The organism is Acidiphilium sp. PA, from assembly GCF_026191915.1.
Classification (GTDB): Bacteria; Pseudomonadota; Alphaproteobacteria; order Acetobacterales; family Acetobacteraceae; genus Acidiphilium.
Genome location: NZ_JAIMBY010000016.1, coordinates 12,560 through 28,508 on the forward strand (window position 1 = coordinate 12,560; position 15,949 = coordinate 28,508).

21 protein-coding genes are annotated in these 15,949 nt (G+C 63.9%); all 21 read left to right on the plus strand.

All coding sequences use genetic code 11. The features are described from left to right. Positions 1–12: 12 nt before the first annotated feature. Positions 13–729: a hypothetical protein gene (locus AruPA_RS16020; protein ID WP_265637774.1), complete on the plus strand. Its 717-nt coding sequence runs from the start codon at positions 13–15 to the stop codon at positions 727–729. A 70-nt stretch (positions 730–799) separates the two neighbouring features. Then, the gene (locus tag AruPA_RS16025) at positions 800–1,426 is read left to right on the plus strand and encodes a DotD/TraH family lipoprotein (RefSeq protein ID WP_265637775.1); all 627 of its coding nucleotides are present in this window, start codon (positions 800–802) and stop codon (positions 1,424–1,426) included. 12 nt (positions 1,427–1,438) lie between these two features. Beyond that, complete coding sequence (locus tag AruPA_RS16030; RefSeq protein WP_265637776.1) at positions 1,439–1,807, plus strand: hypothetical protein; 369 nt, start codon at positions 1,439–1,441, stop codon at positions 1,805–1,807. Position 1,808: 1 nt separating this feature from the next. After that, complete coding sequence (locus tag AruPA_RS16035) at positions 1,809–2,345, plus strand: hypothetical protein (protein ID WP_265637777.1); 537 nt, start codon at positions 1,809–1,811, stop codon at positions 2,343–2,345. Positions 2,346–2,359: 14 nt separating this feature from the next. Next, entirely contained in the window at positions 2,360–3,358 is a 999-nt protein-coding gene (locus AruPA_RS16040) for a type IV secretory system conjugative DNA transfer family protein (RefSeq protein WP_265637778.1), read from the plus strand. Continuing rightward, positions 3,358–3,822, plus strand: coding sequence for a hypothetical protein (locus AruPA_RS16045; protein WP_265637779.1), 465 nt, complete (start codon positions 3,358–3,360; stop codon positions 3,820–3,822). Before AruPA_RS16040 ends, AruPA_RS16045 begins: the two co-directional genes overlap by 1 nt. Beyond that, a complete protein-coding gene (locus tag AruPA_RS16050) occupies positions 3,819–4,985 on the plus strand; it encodes an ATPase, T2SS/T4P/T4SS family (RefSeq protein WP_265637780.1) in 1,167 nt (388 codons plus the stop codon). Before AruPA_RS16045 ends, AruPA_RS16050 begins: the two co-directional genes overlap by 4 nt. Before the next feature lie 28 nt (positions 4,986–5,013). Continuing rightward, complete coding sequence (gene icmT / locus AruPA_RS16055; RefSeq protein ID WP_265637781.1) at positions 5,014–5,262, plus strand: IcmT/TraK family protein; 249 nt, start codon at positions 5,014–5,016, stop codon at positions 5,260–5,262. Further along, entirely contained in the window at positions 5,259–5,741 is a 483-nt protein-coding gene (locus tag AruPA_RS16060; protein ID WP_265637782.1) for a hypothetical protein, read from the plus strand. The genes icmT and AruPA_RS16060 overlap by 4 nt, the downstream gene beginning before the upstream one ends. Beyond that, entirely contained in the window at positions 5,738–6,331 is a 594-nt protein-coding gene (locus AruPA_RS16065) for a lytic transglycosylase domain-containing protein (protein ID WP_265637783.1), read from the plus strand. Before AruPA_RS16060 ends, AruPA_RS16065 begins: the two co-directional genes overlap by 4 nt. Then, positions 6,328–7,536, plus strand: coding sequence for a hypothetical protein (locus AruPA_RS16070; RefSeq protein ID WP_265637784.1), 1,209 nt, complete (start codon positions 6,328–6,330; stop codon positions 7,534–7,536). Before AruPA_RS16065 ends, AruPA_RS16070 begins: the two co-directional genes overlap by 4 nt. Continuing rightward, positions 7,536–8,096: a hypothetical protein gene (locus tag AruPA_RS16075; RefSeq protein WP_265637785.1), complete on the plus strand. Its 561-nt coding sequence runs from the start codon at positions 7,536–7,538 to the stop codon at positions 8,094–8,096. The genes AruPA_RS16070 and AruPA_RS16075 overlap by 1 nt, the downstream gene beginning before the upstream one ends. Further along, the gene (locus AruPA_RS16080; RefSeq protein ID WP_265637786.1) at positions 8,093–10,441 is read left to right on the plus strand and encodes a type IV secretory system conjugative DNA transfer family protein; all 2,349 of its coding nucleotides are present in this window, start codon (positions 8,093–8,095) and stop codon (positions 10,439–10,441) included. The genes AruPA_RS16075 and AruPA_RS16080 overlap by 4 nt, the downstream gene beginning before the upstream one ends. Next, entirely contained in the window at positions 10,438–11,334 is an 897-nt protein-coding gene (locus AruPA_RS16085) for a phosphatidylserine/phosphatidylglycerophosphate/cardiolipin synthase family protein (RefSeq protein WP_265637787.1), read from the plus strand. The genes AruPA_RS16080 and AruPA_RS16085 overlap by 4 nt, the downstream gene beginning before the upstream one ends. Positions 11,335–11,360: 26 nt before the next feature. After that, entirely contained in the window at positions 11,361–11,537 is a 177-nt protein-coding gene (locus tag AruPA_RS16090; protein WP_265637788.1) for a hypothetical protein, read from the plus strand. Positions 11,538–11,543: 6 nt separating this feature from the next. Continuing rightward, positions 11,544–12,080, plus strand: a complete 537-nt coding sequence (locus AruPA_RS16095) for a hypothetical protein (RefSeq protein WP_265637789.1) — start codon at positions 11,544–11,546, stop codon at positions 12,078–12,080. Further along, positions 11,995–13,113: a hypothetical protein gene (locus AruPA_RS16100; RefSeq protein ID WP_265637790.1), complete on the plus strand. Its 1,119-nt coding sequence runs from the start codon at positions 11,995–11,997 to the stop codon at positions 13,111–13,113. The genes AruPA_RS16095 and AruPA_RS16100 overlap by 86 nt, the downstream gene beginning before the upstream one ends. Beyond that, positions 13,094–13,918 carry a hypothetical protein gene (locus AruPA_RS16105; protein ID WP_265637791.1) on the plus strand — a complete coding sequence of 275 codons (825 nt, stop codon included), beginning with the start codon at positions 13,094–13,096 and terminating at the stop codon, positions 13,916–13,918. Before AruPA_RS16100 ends, AruPA_RS16105 begins: the two co-directional genes overlap by 20 nt. Then, a complete protein-coding gene (locus AruPA_RS16110; RefSeq protein ID WP_265637792.1) occupies positions 13,915–14,616 on the plus strand; it encodes a hypothetical protein in 702 nt (233 codons plus the stop codon). Before AruPA_RS16105 ends, AruPA_RS16110 begins: the two co-directional genes overlap by 4 nt. A 28-nt stretch (positions 14,617–14,644) precedes the next feature. Beyond that, the gene (locus AruPA_RS16115; RefSeq protein WP_265637793.1) at positions 14,645–15,160 is read left to right on the plus strand and encodes a hypothetical protein; all 516 of its coding nucleotides are present in this window, start codon (positions 14,645–14,647) and stop codon (positions 15,158–15,160) included. Further along, positions 15,157–15,924, plus strand: coding sequence for a transglycosylase SLT domain-containing protein (locus AruPA_RS16120; protein ID WP_265637794.1), 768 nt, complete (start codon positions 15,157–15,159; stop codon positions 15,922–15,924). Before AruPA_RS16115 ends, AruPA_RS16120 begins: the two co-directional genes overlap by 4 nt. The last annotated feature ends 25 nt before the right edge of the window (positions 15,925–15,949 follow it).

A 15,949-nucleotide genomic window follows, 5' to 3' on the forward strand; every position in this document is an offset into this window, starting at 1 on the left:
GCCGTGACGCCTGTGCGCCCGATGCCGCATCCCGGGCAGATGCTCATCCCTGTCGATATGCCGAATGATATGACGAGCTTTACTGATGATAGCATCGGGTCGTTTTATTCGATGTATGTCGGGCATTGGGACAAGCTCTACTATCTTGCGGAGTTTCATCTCGATCTGCTCGGCCGGCCACTGGCGTTCGAGCAGACCGATCCCGCGCCGTTCAATGACGCGTTCCAGGCATGGTCTGTCCTCACCGAGGATTTTACCATGCAGATCCTGCGGTTCGATGTGGGCAAGGGATACGATCTGATCGGATACCGCTTCCTCTCCAGCGGTCCGATCGGCGTCGATGTCCGGCTTACCGCGCCGGATCTCGGGACCGCCGCGTCCCGGCTACTCCGGCTTCGCTCCGCACGTGTGCGCACCGAGTCGCGGTTGTCGGTACGCCGGGTAAAATGGGATCAGGCCCTGAGGATCTACATCTACGGCAATCCCCGCGGGATCGGTCCGTACGCGCCTTTACTAACGCTGACACAGCCATCGGATGACCCCGGCGTCGTCTGGATGCGGCGGTTTATCCGTGACCCCTACATGATGACATTGCGCGAGATGCGGAACGGCTCGTGCAACGTCGTCATCCATGGTCACGATCTGATCCAGTTCGACGTTGCCAGTCGTCAGGAAGGTCTCGAACGGATCGACATGATCTTCGACAAACTGGTCATCCGAATAAAATAATGCGCGCCCCCGGAAAAAACCGATCCCGTTTGCATCGTTTGGCGGCAGCTTGCCGGCGAGGAGGATGACCATGCGTATTGGATCGATCATCGGCGTGGCAGGGATCATCGGACTGACCGGCTGTGCCACGGCGCAACCGCTCGGAGCACCGGCTGTTGCCACCCCTGGCATGCCGAACATCCAGACGGCGCTGAACCGGGCGATCGCGCGCACCGATGCGGCAGTCCGGCAACTCAACGGCGTGCCGGTCACCGAACTCGCCTCCGCCCGTCTGCCCGCCGTCGTTCCGGCCGAACTCCAGCAACCGATCGGCTGGACATATCACGGCCATCTCGTTCCTGCCGTGCGCGCGCTCGCGAAGATCGTCGGCTACCAGGCCATTGTCGAACGCGCCCGGCCGCACCACCCGATCCCGGTTGCGATCGATGTCCATCACGTCCCGGTCATCACCGTCATCCGCGAACTCGGCATCCAGGCCGGATCCAGCGCGGATGTGTCGATCGACCCGCGGACCCATACGATCTCGGTCATCGAATCTCCTCCTGGCAACGCGGCGACGGGCGCGGTCACGCCGGTTCCGGCTGCGGCTCCCACCAACCCGGCTACGCGCGATGTCGATCCCGGTGGCCCCATGATCCGCGCCCAGCCGGTGCCTGCCTTGTCCGGCACCGTCCCGCAACAGCTTCAGTCCGAATGAGAGGCATGAGATATGGAAATTGAGTCCCGCCCGTCCGACCACCCGGTCGATCTCGATCCGCCCGGCTCGGTAACCCGGTTTTTCGAACCCGTTGGCGAGCTTGCCGCATTCGCCGGCGATATCGCGCTCTCCGGCACACGCTACGGGATCGCGGTCGGCGGTTTCGTGGCGATGAGCTACGCGGTGCATGCCGCGTATTTCAGGAATTCATTCTCCACGCTCCTGTCGCGCCAGGATATACGCGATGTCGTCCTGAGCATGGGCGTCGGCGTCCTGATCGGCATTATCCGCGCGGTGCGCGACGAGCGCCTCGGCGCCGGGGCGGTCACCGTCCGCTCCGCATACGTTATGGTAAAAACACGTCCGGATCGGGAGGATTGAGATGGCAACGGGGGTAAAGCCGCCGATCCTGTCTCGCCGCAAACCCGCACGAGGGCGGTGCTGGCTCGCCGGCCGGATCGGATTGTTCTCACTGATCACGGTCACCGCCACCATGACCCCGATCCCGCGCGCCGCGGCGAACATGCTCTATGACCCGCATGTCGTCATGTACACCTTCATGTCCTCGGGGGTGGATTACTTCGTCTCGGAATCCACAGATGGAATGCCCGCGGTCGCGCGAGACGTCCGCTCCTGTTACGCGGTCAATGATCATCCCGGCTGGTTCGGGCGGTTCGTGACCTGCAATGCCGAGGACGATGCGGCTTATCTCTACAGCCAGTATCTCCTGAAGACGCGGGGCATCACCCCGGTGCCGTACTTTGAGCAAACCGCTTACGAACGCCGGCAAAACCAGGTGCTCGAGATCTATCAGATGCCGCAAGCGCAGTGGTCGTCATGGATCACGGCGATGCGCCATCGGGTCTGGCGCCTGCTTGTCGTCAAAATCAACGGTGGCCTGGACGTACCCCCCTCATGAGAACAGGAGGAACCATGCCGTCGACCCCGCATCTGCGCCGCATCGCCGGTCTCGGGATCACCTTGCCGATCGCCCTGTTCCGGGTTCACGCGGCTTGGGCAGGGCCGGGACCGGCAAGCGTGCCCCCTTTCCCGCAATACGGATTGTCCCCATCGGCCGGCGCGGTTGATCGCGGCTATGCCGCGAACGCCAATCCGCTCAACACGCCGATCGCCGGCGCACGGATCAACGGGCAGATCGTCGGCGGTCAGGCCCCGCCATCGCTCGCGGCCTTGCAGGCGGCACGCCCGGGCCAGATCCCCGGCAAGACGATTTCCCCGCTTCGTCTTCACGCGCTGCGTCAGGCTGCGCTCTCCTATGGCGCGCGCGGTGGGCTCGCGGCGGAAAGCTACACGATCAATCTCGACCTCTCGCAACACCGCCACACGCTCGACAAGACGTTCGATTTCAGCCGGATGGTCCAGCCGATCGACAACAATCAGACGCTGCTCGTGCCGCCGATCGTGACCGAGGCGCAGTTCGCCTTCGCCCTCGCTCCGGGGGGGCAGGTCGCGAAGCAGACGGACAAGGTCTACCAGATCACCCAACAGGCAAGGCTCGCCTCCGCGGTGCCCAACTGGCGCGAGTTCCTCGTGCGCAGCTGGTCGGCACCGACACCACCCCCCCGCAATCTGATGCCGCACAACGCGACGGAAGCGGCCGACTGGTCACGCTGGGTCGCGCAGGGCTGGGCGCTCGGCGAGCAGCAGGCGGTGCAGATCTTCCTCGACGATCTCGGCCGTCTCCAGACGGATTATATCGGGATGCTGCGCTACGCCGTGCTGCTCCGCGCCGGGCTGGTCGAGCCGCCCGACACCGAGAGCCATCGCCACTACGTCTCCGGCGGGCGTGACCGCATGCTCGTCGGCAACCAGGTGGTTCGTATCACCGACCAGCCCGGTCTCAATCCGGACACCGCCGACTGGCACCCGGGCTATCTGCCGTCCGGTGGTCCGATCGGGGAGGCACCGTGATGGCCTGGATCCGTCAGACCGCGATGGTCGCCTTCTTCACCGTTCTGCCCGCCCTCATACTGGTTCCAGGAGCGGCACGAGCACAATTGGCGGTCCATCCGATCGCCCCACCGACGCAGCATGGTTCGCCGATGGTGCCGCCCTCGTGCCGCTCCACGGTGCGATATTTCGGTAAAGGGTCACTGACGGCGGACTATCCGCTTGAACATGTGGGTGGTGAGTATCCCTGGGTGGTGCCGCCACACGCCTTGGTCCGCCTCATCGGCCACACCGGGCCGATGTGGGGCGGCGCTTTCTTCCAAAGCCAGCACTGGCAGATGGTTCGTCAACTCGGCGCCGGCGCTTGCCGGTTTCTGAGCCGGCGACGCCCGGTCATGCACATGACCGTCACCGACCGCCATGGGCGTCGGGTTGGCCTGATCATCGCCCTGCTGCGGGGCGATGGCGAGGAGACGACGCCATGAACGAAATCATCACGATTGTACCGGACCAGGAACCGCCCCGCCGGAGCGGTCTCCTTTGGCCGGGTGAGACGATCCGGACCACGGGATCGGAATTCGACGATCTTCTGGCCTGGGCGACCGCACAGGGCGCATCGGATATCCGCCTGCAGAACAACCAGCCTGTCTGGATCAGGATCCACGGTCGGGAAATGCCGGTTACCAGCCGCACCCTGATCGACGCCGAGGTCGAGGAGGCGATCAACCGGCTCTACGGCGCGGATGGGCAGGCAAGGCTGCGTGCGGGCGAGGATTTCGACGTCAGCTACGAGTTTCGTCCGAGCCGCCGGCACCTGCTCCGCTTCCGGGTGAATGCGACCGCGGTACGCGCGCGCGGCAATGATGGCGGGTCGGTGACCCTGCGTACCCTGCCCGCCGTGCCGCCGCGACTGGCCGATCTCGATGTCGAGCCGGACATCCTCGCGAACTTCAAGATCCGCCAGGGGTTCGTGATCGTCAGCGGCGGGGTCGAGAATGGCAAGAGTACGCTGCTCGCGGCGATGACACGGGCGATCCTCGAAGATCCCGAAAGTAATCGCTGGATCATCGAACTCGCAGCACCGATAGAATTCGTCTACGACTCCATAGTCAGCGTCTCGTCAGGGATCAGCCAATCCGAGATCCCGCGTCATCTGCCGAGCTTTGCCGCCGGTGCGCGCAATGCGATGCGACGTAACCCGAAAATGGTGATCGTCGGTGAGTGCCGCGATTCCGAAACGATGGTGCCCGCCTGCCATCTCTCGATCGCCGGATGCGGCGTCTACACAACCTTGCACGCCGGCAGCATGGTCGAGACGATCCAGCGTGCGGTCAGCTTCTGCCCGGTCAACGAACGCGAGGCGGTTGCGGTGCAGTTGGCACAATCGCTCCGCCTCGTCGTCAACCAGCGCCTCGTCCCCTCGGCGGACGGCAAACGCACGGCATTGCGTGAGTATCTGGTGTTCGACGACGCGCTGCGCCGCAAGTTGCTGAGCGCAGCCCCCTCGGTCTGGCCCGAGATCGCCCATGATGCGCTGGCCAGGCATGGCCAGTCCTTCCGGGTGGCAGCCCAGCGCGCGCTCGCGCGGGGCAAGATCACCGAAGAGACCGCGTACCTGATCGGCCGGGAGTTCGGCGATGTCGGCTGATGTCATTCCCGCAGAAAGGAGGTGATCCGTGTGGCGCTATACCATGTCGCCCTTCCGGTTGTTCGTGATCGACGCGCGCGCTCTGGTGCCGCTGATGATCTTTCTTGTCCACTGGAGCTTGCTGACGTTGAAGATTGCCGGCGTTGGTGTGCTGATCTTCGCCGGCGTGGAATATGCCGGCGTCCGGTTCACGGCCGCGTTCCGTATCATCCGGGGCTGGATCTTCGGTCCCATCCGGCCGGCCCGGCGCGATAGCTGGAAACGGTATCACGCATGAGTGCGGCGCTCGATCTCACCCGGGTCAGCCGCGTCCTCGAGGCGGTGCTCGACCGTGACTCCCGCCCGGTCATGCTGCGCAGTATGGCGAGCTGGCATCTCCACCGGGTACCGAGCCACGTCGCGGCGGCCCCGGCCGGGCTGCTACCGGCCTTTCTGGTCGCCGGCGATGCGCTGCTGCGCGAGGCGACCGGGCAGGGGGTCGAGACCGATCTGAAGCCGGAGCGGGTTTCGCTACTGGGCTACCGGGTCGCTGCGGTGCGGCATCAGCGCTTCAGCGACGTCATCCTGGCAATGATGGAAGCGACGGATCAGATCGCGCGCAATGGCCGCCTGATGGCGGACGATCTCAAGCTCGTCGTCGAGTTGTCGCGGACACGATTGATGCGGATGGCGGGACCCGCGGGTCTCGAAGCCGGTTCCAGTCCCAGCGTCGAGCAAGGTCCGGAACAATCCCCTTTGTCAGGACCCTCGCCATGAGCAGGCAGCCGCGCGCCGCGTGGCAGTTGCCCCCGATCAGGTCATGGTTGGTGGCGATGGCCTTAGCGGGTTGCCTGCTCGCCTCTCCCGCCTCGAGCGCATCCACCGCGATCGCATCACAACCGCTGCCGCCTCCCGGCTCGTCAGCCACGGTCTCCAGCACGGGCCGGCACATCGCGGCCTGCATCGAAGCCGCCGCTTCGACCTGGCATATCTCGCCCGTCGTCATCGTCATTCTCCTGCATGTCGAAGGCGGTTCGCTCGGCGCGGTCCACCCGAATGCCAACGGCACCGTCGATATTGGCCCGATGCAGATCAACCAGATCTGGTTGCCGACGCTAGCCCGTCATTGGCACGCAACGGTGCCGCAGACCTATGCCGAGCTCGAGAACAGTTTCTGCGCCAACGTCATCGCCGGGACCTGGATTCTGCACAAGGCGATCAAGGCGGCGCACGGCCATCTCTGGCGCGGTGTCGCCTACTATCATTCCCACACGAGAGTTTTCGAGGGCGAGTATCTCCGCGCGGTGCTGGCCGAAGCCCGCCACCTGCGGGCGGAGATGCGCGCGCATGAAAGCGGGGCATCATGAGCGGCAGTCTTCGCACCCGGCAGAATTCTCTGGAGGAGGCAGGGCTCGCCCTCGTCTTCATGATCATCCTGGTCGGCGGTCTGCTGTTCTTCGGCTGGTTCAAGGCGCACGCCCTGATCTCACTCCTTGTTCTGGCGATCCTGCACGCCGAACTCTGGCCCGCCTCCCTCTGGACCCACAGCGTCGACCAGGCGCGCCAGGCCATGGCAACCGCCCATCCCGCGACCGTGACCCTGCATCAGATCGTCCTCGCCTGCGCTTTCGTCGGGCGGGTGTACCGTATTCCGGTCACCCTCTTCCTCGCCGGCCTCGCTGCCCTGACGATCTGGAAGGCCCCCGGCGAGCGCTTCGCGCGCCCGCTGGATTTCGAGGGGTTGATGAAGCTGCAGGTGTTGAATTTCCCCTCGATTGCCGCCTTCCTCGAACGGCGGCACAGTCTCGTCCGGCCCGGCACGGAGGCGGTCAGGCAGGCGGATTTCGCGCTGCATCTCGGTGAGTGGATCGGCCTGTACGCGCTCGATGCCGAAGGCCGCTACGATCCGATCGCCGCCCATGGCGCGCTGGTCGCCCAGCTGGGACCGGTATGGCGCGGTCTCGATGGGGCGACCCCGCAAGTCCGCGCGATGGTCGCGGTCTTTGGCCTGCATGCCGCGCGCGAACGCGACGAAGCCCGCGTTCTGCTCGGTGTCCTCTCCACATCCCTCGCCCCCCTCACGCCCGAAGAGGCAGCCCAACAGGATAGGAAGGCCGATCCGCTTGCCCGCACCGGCCCGACAGCCCCGCTCGTCCTGTCGCCCGACGCCGTCGCCGCGGTCGATGCGGTCCTGCATCGTCCCGAGATCGTCCACCCCGCCCTCGCGGAAATGGCGACCTACGCTTTCACCTCCACAGCACTGATGGGTCTCCTGATGCACGCGAGGGCACGCGCCGGGGTTCTCGCACCCGGCCAGTTCGCCTTTCTCAAACTGGTCGATCGCCCGCTCTGGTACGCGCTGCACAGTCTCGGGTTTCCCCTGACCATTACCGATTATGGGCCCCAGCCGAACCCGAGGATCGAGGCGCTCGGCAGTCGCGCCCATTGGGAGGCCGAACGGGCGGTGCGGCAGAGACTCCCGCGCCCCCGGATGGAGATGGCGATGGAGGCGATCAACCAGCGACTGCGCGATGCGACCAATCGCGGCCGGCCGATCAAGGAGATACGCTGATGCTGATCCACCTGCGCTCGATCGACGGGAAACCCCAAATCACCATCGACTCCGAAGGTGAGCCGTTCCCCTGCATCGAGACCTTGCCGTGGCGCGACTGTTCATTCCGTCTCAGCTGGCCTCCGTCAGGCGGGGGCGAACGGGATTGGTATTCCGCCGAACAGCACGCACCCCGTCCCCCGGACGCTCCGGCTCAGGTCGCCGCGTCCGCGACGCAAGCCACACCCGCGGCGTCTGGCGGTCGCTTCGGTCGTTTTGCCGCCATGACCGCCACCTTTGCCGGGATGCTTGTCATCGGCATGGTGATCGGTTCGGTCTTCCGACTGGGACCGTCGCGGGGCAGCGAATTGATCCCCCGCGACATCGCGGCACCCGCACGGGGCCCAGACATTCCCTCGATCGTCGCGCCCGCTCGCTCGGCAGAAGTCGCCGCTCCGTATGTCGCCCCCTTGGAGCCACACCTGCGGGTCGCACTGCCCAAACCCGCCCGCGTCGCAGCACCGCCTCAGCAGCTACCGCCGCCCCCCGATCCGGGCGCGCTGTTCGGATTGCACTCATGAGCAAGCGGGTCGTCATCGGTCCGGACAACAATACCGAGCGCACCGGCGCGCAACTCTATCGCGACGTCCGCCCGGGATCGACGCGCTTCCTCGATCTGGTACGGACCGCATTCGGTGGCTTCCTGATCATCGGGCTTGGCTTCATCGGCGTGGTCGAACCGGCCTCACTGAACCTCGTCCTGGTCGGCAGCCTCGGCATCGCCCTCTACACGCTCTCCGGCGCCGTCGTGCTGCCGTTCCGCCTGCCCGTCCACTCCAAGCTGAAGGACCGCAACCATCCGCTGCCCGGCTCGCGCAAGCCGCGCCCGGCCGCAGGGACCTACTATCTCGGACATATCTGGAACTCGCTGAAGCAGGTCTGGGCCGCGGATGACGATATACGCCAGGGCATCCCGATCCTCGGCACCACCGGCGCCGGCAAGACCCGCGGCATCATCAGCATCCTGAGTAACTCGCTCCTGCAGGGCAGCGGCTTCACCATCGTCGATGGCAAAGCGCAGAACCGGCTCTACGGCGATATCATCGCGCTCGCCCGCCGCACTGGCCGCGAGGACGACGTGCTGACCCAGAACTACCTCGTGGCCAGCGGCAATCGCGATACCAACACGTTCAATCCCTTCGCCACCTGCAACGCCGACGTGCTGCGCGAACTCCTGGTCAGCCAGATCGAGGAAAACCCCTCGGGCGGCGGTGACAGCAACGGCGTCTTCCGCGCCGGCGCGATCGCTCTCCTCGGCTCCCTCGCCCCCGTCCTCGTCTGGGTCCGCGACAACAAGCAGATCCCGATCGATATCGAGCGCATCCGCTACGCCACCGAACTCCGCTCGGTCGCCACCATCGCGGCCAAGAAGAAATTTCTCGTCCGCATCTCCGACCGTGACGAACCGCACGCGATCGACATCGCGGATATTCCCGATGCGCTGCTCTATCCGCTCCGCGCCTATCTCGGCGAGACCGGGGATTTCGATCTGCAACTCGACTGGAACCGCCAGAAATCCACTGAACCCTCGCGCCAGCACAGTTTCGTGCTGCTGCATTTCCGGCAGACATTCACCCAGCTGGCCGTCACACTCGGCCACATCTTCAAGTGCCAGAACGGCGACATCGATATGCGCGATATCGTCCTCAACCGCCGCATCCTCGTGGTCAACCTGCCCGCCCTCGAGAACGCCGGCGAAACCACCGCGGCTCTCGGCAAGATCGTGGTCTCGGCCATGCGTAACATGATGGCGCAGGTCCTCGGCGTGAACCTCGAAGGCGACATCGCCGATATCATCGATAACGATCCGTCCTTCTCCCCCTCCGCCTATCCGGTCGCCCTCGACGAGGTCGGCTATTACGCCGTTGCCGGCATGGACAAGATGCTCGCCATGGGGCGCGGGCTCGGTTTCGCGTTCATGCTCGGCTTTCAGGAGATCGCCGGCATCCGCGCCCGGATCGGCGATGCGCTCTATTCCTGGCTCGGCAATCTCAATCTCCAGATCCTGATGCGGACTCAGGAAGGCGGCCCGACCCGGGACTATGTCGAGAACACCGCGGGGGACAGTTTTGTCACCCAGGTCGCTGGCTATGATTCTTCGGGGGTCGGCGGATATCTCGAAACCTCGCGCGCCGACGTCCAGCGCACCAAACGGGTGGATTTTGCGGATCTGCGCGGGCAGATTGAAGGCGAGGCGGTCATCCTGTTCGGTGCGATGCGGATGTACGCCAACCTGATCTACGTCAATCCCGCCCCGAAGGGCGTCTCGCGGATCAACCGCCCGATCCAGATGGCGATGGCCGATCGTACCGCGCTGATTGCCTCCTGCGAGATCGCCGAGACCGCCATCCGCAGAGCCGGCCGGGAGTTCGACCCCTTTGCCCCGCTGCCCCGGAGCAACGCGCTCGATGCAATCCTCGCCGGCATGCGCGAAGCCGTCGCGACCGGCAAGATCATCGACGGGACGGATGTCGCCGACACGCTCTGCCGCCACGTGCAGGATCTGCCCGAAACCCAGGTGCCCGCTCTCGACGACGGGGCGGGTTTCGAAACGGTCGCTGGTCCCGATGAAACGCCGAAGACGATCCTGCAACAGATGTTGAAAGCAGCCCCGGCCGAGATTGCGGCATTGCATCAGGAACCTATGGATCCCGTTCTCGACGCGGCCTGCCGCGCGATGATCGAACAGGCTGAGGCCTGGGCGCGCGGCGATGCCGCGGCGGCATCGCAGGCGGTCGAAGCGATGCGGGCACCGCAGCCGCGTCGTCAGCGCACCAGATTGCCGCCAATGTCACCGGTGGAATTCCATCAGATGATCACCGCGCTCAACCAGCGGATCGAGGCGATCGCGCGGGGGAGCAGATGAGCCTCTTCATCGAACCCGGCGCCGGTCCCGCCCCGATCGTCCGCTTCATTGAGACCGCCCGGCAGCCGGTCGATATCGAGGTCTACTACCTGTCCAGCCGCGCGATCCTCAGGGTGATCGCAGCGGACCACGAGCGCGGCATACAAGTGCGCGTGATCGTCGATGCCAGGCCCTACCGGATGGCACACCGTCTCGTCACGCGGGAGATCGCGCGGCTGCGGTCCAGCGGTGCCGATGTGCGAACCGCACCTACGCGGTTCGAGGGAGGTTACCGGTTCGATCACGCCAAATACGCGGTGTCCGGTGGCAAGGTGCTGATCGGCACCGCGAACTGGGATTACAGCGCGTTCCACCGCAATCGGGAATATCTCTGCACCAGCGACGATCCTCGCCTCGTTCAGGCTCTGCACCGGGTGTTCATGGCCGATTGGACCGATCGCCGGGCCGGTTCGATGGTCCGGGGGCTATCGCGCCGTCTCGTGCTCTCGCCCGGTGCCGAGCCGAAACTCGCCGCGATCCTCGGCCAGCCCGGTCCGATCGAAATCGAGGCCGAGGAATTGGGCGACGATCCCGCACTGCTACACGCGATCGCGCGCAAAGGGGAGCTCGCCCGGATTCTGCTGCCCGCAAAACTGACATCGACCGATCGGGCCAATGTGCTTCGGCTCCGCCGCGCCGGGATGCAGGTGCGGCTGCTGGAGGTCCGGCCGATCTATCTTCATGCGAAACTGATCGTGGGCGGCAGTTACGGGTTCATCGGCTCGGAGAACATCTCGCGATCGAGCCTCGATGCCAATCGCGAGGTCGGGGTGGTCATGACCGCACCCACCACGCTCGCGTCGTTACGCGGGGAATTTCGTGCGGATTGGAGACGTGCCAATGTGGGACGCTGATTTGTCCGGATCAGGGGAGGAAAGACATGCATTCCCTGATCGTGCTGGTGCTGCACGCGATCGTCTATGGCGTGGTATTTCATCTACTCCGACATCTGACCGAACCGGACCTCGTCGGTCTTGGGGTGGCTTGCCTTGCCGGCCTGCTCCTCTCCGGCCGAACACCCATCATGCGTCGGCGATATCGTGGGCAGCGCTGGTAGGCCGTCATGACGAAGCATCTCTTGTACGGCCCACGGCGCACCGCACGGATCGAGACATACTTGAGTCTCAATCCGAACGATCGCCTGATCGGGTATCTGGGCAAGAATTACGATGTGATCGAACGGATCATCGCCAAGACGGAAAGCATGGACTTCATTCTGGGCGTGATACGCAAAAACGGTATCCGGGATCGCGACGGCAACGAGGTCACGCTGGAGACGCTCACAAATGTCTGGGAGACGATGAACGCGGCTCTTTTGAGCGGGTTCGGAACTCAAATACCATCCCCAGGCTTGCCCGATCTTTCCAACCCGACGCGCCGCTTCAAGGAGCGGAAGAGTTACAAATGGCCGGTCGTGCGGCGAGGGAGACGTCGCCACGACGATGCGCCCGGGGATCCATCAGCCGGGGAGACCGGTCATGAGACCGCAGGAGATGGCGGGACCGGATCGGACTGTGTCCAACCTGAGCCCGGAGAGGGCGAACCCCGCGATCCCGAACCCGGAAACGACGAAACCGGAGACGACGAACCGCCCGACTGATCACGCCGGAGGCGAGGGCGGCCATCACAGTGCGGGATCCGCGCTCGCTCGCATTCTGGACGAAAATTACGAGACGATCGCCGCCCGACGTAGCCGGGGCGATTCCTGGCAACCGGTGCTCGACTGGCTGGCCCACAACGGCATCACCGACACGCGGGGCAGGGTGGTCACACCGCAGCTACTGGCCGCCACCTGGGCGAGAGTGGGGGCGATCCGGGACGCGCGCGGTCTCGGCCGGCCCCGTTCGTCAAATGTCCGCCATTCGATATCAGAAGGGAGTGCAGCCATGGCTTCGACCGAGGTTCCGCGACGTGTGGCGTTCTCCGAGGCTTTTTCGCAAGCCCTCGAAGACACCGACCGTCATTCACCGCTCTACCGTTTTATGGTCGAAAACCACGACGCCATTGCCGAGAAGCGGTCGCGATACGGCAGCTGGGACAAGTTTCTGGAACTGGTCAACGAAGCGGGCATTCGGGATGGGCAGGACAGGCCGGTGACCGTTCGCATCCTCTATCGCACCTGGGAGCGTGTCACTCGGGCTGTGAAGGCGTCGCGGTCCCGCCCGGCCGCGCGGATCGTCACGCCTGCAAACACGCCAAGCACGCCGCAGACGCCAGATCCTCCGGCGCAGACGATTGCGACGCCCGCAACAACCCGACCGCCCCCGATGGTAGGGAGCGTCGTTTTCCGACCGGGAAAACCGCCGATGATCGTCACGAAGAAGTGGCAGGCGCACATCGCGCCACTGGAGCGCGAGACACTACCGCCCGGAAAATCGGCCGAATATTCCTACGAACGGGCATGGGAAGCCCAGAACTTCCGCAATGATATTTACCTCGACGAGCAGCGTCAGGCGTTTGCGACCCTTCAGCAGGACCTGGTCAACGATCTCACCGACGCGGGATTTGCCGTTTACATCGCGCGGTTCGACGCTGATGCGACCGGCGAGCGCGTCCTGGCACACCTCGCGGACAGGCAACGCATCATGGATGAACTGAAGAAAGACGAAGCTCATGGACGGACCAACCCCTGACATTTCAACCGAACTCGCAATCCCGACGTCGCCGCTTCGACCGCCCGTTCTCTTTGTTCGCCGCGGGCGCGGACGAACGGGAGGCAGTACCCTCTGCGACTGGCTGATCCAACGCGCGCGCCGAAATGGAAGACGTGCCCAGGCACTCGACGGCGATTTGCGGAGCTGCACGCTCAAGACTTTCTATCCGTTGACCAATGCGGACGGAACAGCGATCGAGGACGGCGCGAGTTTCCCGGACGGCGAGGCGCTCGGCACGATCCGCGAGTGGCTGATGGCCGAACTTAACGCAATGGCCGAAGACCGGGTATCGCGTGTTCTCGATCTCGGCGGGGGCGACCGCGTCATTCAGGAATTCGTCCAGGACCTCGATCTTGCGAGTTTCGGGGAACGGTTCGCAATCGTGCTGGTTCAGGCTTTCTTCCTTGGCCCCGACGAGGAGGATTTCCGGCACGTCCTTGCGACCATCGACGATGCTCATTTCGACAACCGGCGGACGATTCTCTACCTGAACAGCGGCGTCCTCCGCAGCGGGCAGAACCCGAGTTCAGTCTTTGTACCGGTCACTGAAAGTCAGGAATTCAAAGACCTCGGAACGGCGGGCATCAAGACAATTCGTGTTCCGCGCATCATCTGCCTCGAAGAAATGCGGGGGCTCGGTTTGTCGATCAACGACGTGCTCGCGAACCGTCCGGGTCCGACCGGTCGCCGTGCGCCACCGACGATGCAGATCATGGTCGAGGACTGGAACCGCAAGCTCGAGATTGAACATCTTAAAGCCAGCGTCGGGGACGTGCTACCGTGAACGCGATCAATCCCGCCGACCAAACTGTCCCACCGCTCACTTCGCAGGCCAGGTTGGCGCAACATCTTCGGGCAGAGGCAATTCAACTCGTCGAGGATCTCCGTGCGAAGGGGGTAACCGAAGACGATGCTGTATTCACCTGGTCGAGCGGAATTGCCGCCAGCTTCATCCATTTGGCGGGTCTTCTCGACGGCGTCGGAACGGAACTCGGTACCATTGCGACCACTTTTGCCGACAGCCGCGCGGCGTTCCGCCGGGATGTCGTCGACGCATCCCGCGCCCAGCATGAGATCCTCCGCACGGAGATCGAGAGACTGCGTCTGAAACGCGCAGAGATGGAAACCGACCTGCAGGCGAAGATCGATGCGACCGTCAAGAAACTCGGCCAGCAGATCGTCGAGGCGAACAAGAGTGCCAACGTGATCTTCCAGAGACGCTGGAACCTTCGACACAACATCATGGGCGCAGCCATCGCCGGCGCGGTGCTCCTCGCCTGCGTCATCGGCGGCTATGCGTGGCGTTCCGTCCAGGAAGGCAACGCGGTCTCCGGTCGATATGCCTGCGAACAGGCGCCTATGACCATCGCAACGGCCAACGGAGACTTACTGACTTGCCCGCTTCGCGATCTCGTCAGCGCCACGACACTTACCCGCCTCAATCATCGTTTTCTCAAAGAGGCAACACCGCCCGCCCCTTAACCTCAAACTTAACCATGGGAGACGGAGTATGAGCCCGAATAAAACGAAACTGCTCGCCGCCCTGCCGGGTCTCGCGCTGCTCGCATCGACCGGGTGCGCGCTGGCGCAATCAGAGACTCCGCCGCAGCCGATCCAGCCGCATATGGGCCAGGAGATGAAACAACTCGATCAGCTTTCCAAAGAGAACAACGCGCTGGTTCACCGCAACTGGGGGCCACCCCCGCCGCAGAGTTCGATTCCACCCATCAAAGTCACGCCAGCACATGGGTTCTGGGGATGTCTCAGCGTCGATGATTACAAACATGTCCATAGTGCTCCTTCTGCGGCGAGCCCGGTGGTGGGTATTACTTATGACTGGGTGGCGGCAGGACCTGCGACTGGACAGTTTACCAAAATCCACATTGCCCGCGGGAAAATCGGCTATGTCCGAACGTCGTATCTTCATCCGTTCCACGACAAATTCGCACCGAAAGCCATCTGCACGTTCGAAGGGGATCAGCCGTCAGGTCTCAACCTGTTCAATATAAGGACGCCAAAGCCATGAAACGGAAGGGCTTCCGGATACTGGGCATCGCTATCCTTTGTGCAACATCAGCAAGTCCTTCGGTGCTGGCCCAAAGCCTGGGGCCAGTCGTGAGTCAACCCGCCATGGTGGTTCCCGTCTATCCCGAACTGGGAACGGGCATCGTCGTGCCAGCTCCGCAGTCGCCTTATCAGAGTTCATCGGGCCAGGGAGCGGGAGGCACCGCAACAGGCAGCATTGGATCCGGAGGTTCCAGTTCCGCAATGGCGCTCTACGAACAGGCCGGGTATGCGGCCGGCGGTGAAGCGATTGCTTCCCAGCTTGGTCTTAACGCTGAAGCGCTGGCCGGGATTGCTGAAGCGGAGAGCCATGACATGAATGTAGCTGACGCGAACGGTAGCACGTCGGCATATGGGGTCTACCAGATTACGCAGCCGACCTGGAATACCACCGTCTCAAAGTATGGTTTACCCTACACCGCCGCAGACATGACCAACCCAGCCGACCAGACGGTTGTCGCAGGCTATATCCTCCAGAACTATTCGCAAAGCGTCGAGACAGTAACAGGGACGCCCCCTACCGTCATTCAAAGTTACGGCGCCTGGGTGTTCGGCTCAGGTCCCGGCAGCGCAATTGCGGTTGCTCCGCCCGAAACACCGCTTTCCCAATACGTCTCCGCGCAGGATCTTGCCAACAACGGCATGCAAGGTTGGACGGTCGGCGAGTTCCAGCAGAACGTGGCGCAGCGTCTTGGCGGCACGGCCAACGATCTGGTCTTTGGTTGAACCATGAAGGGAGGGGCATTCACCG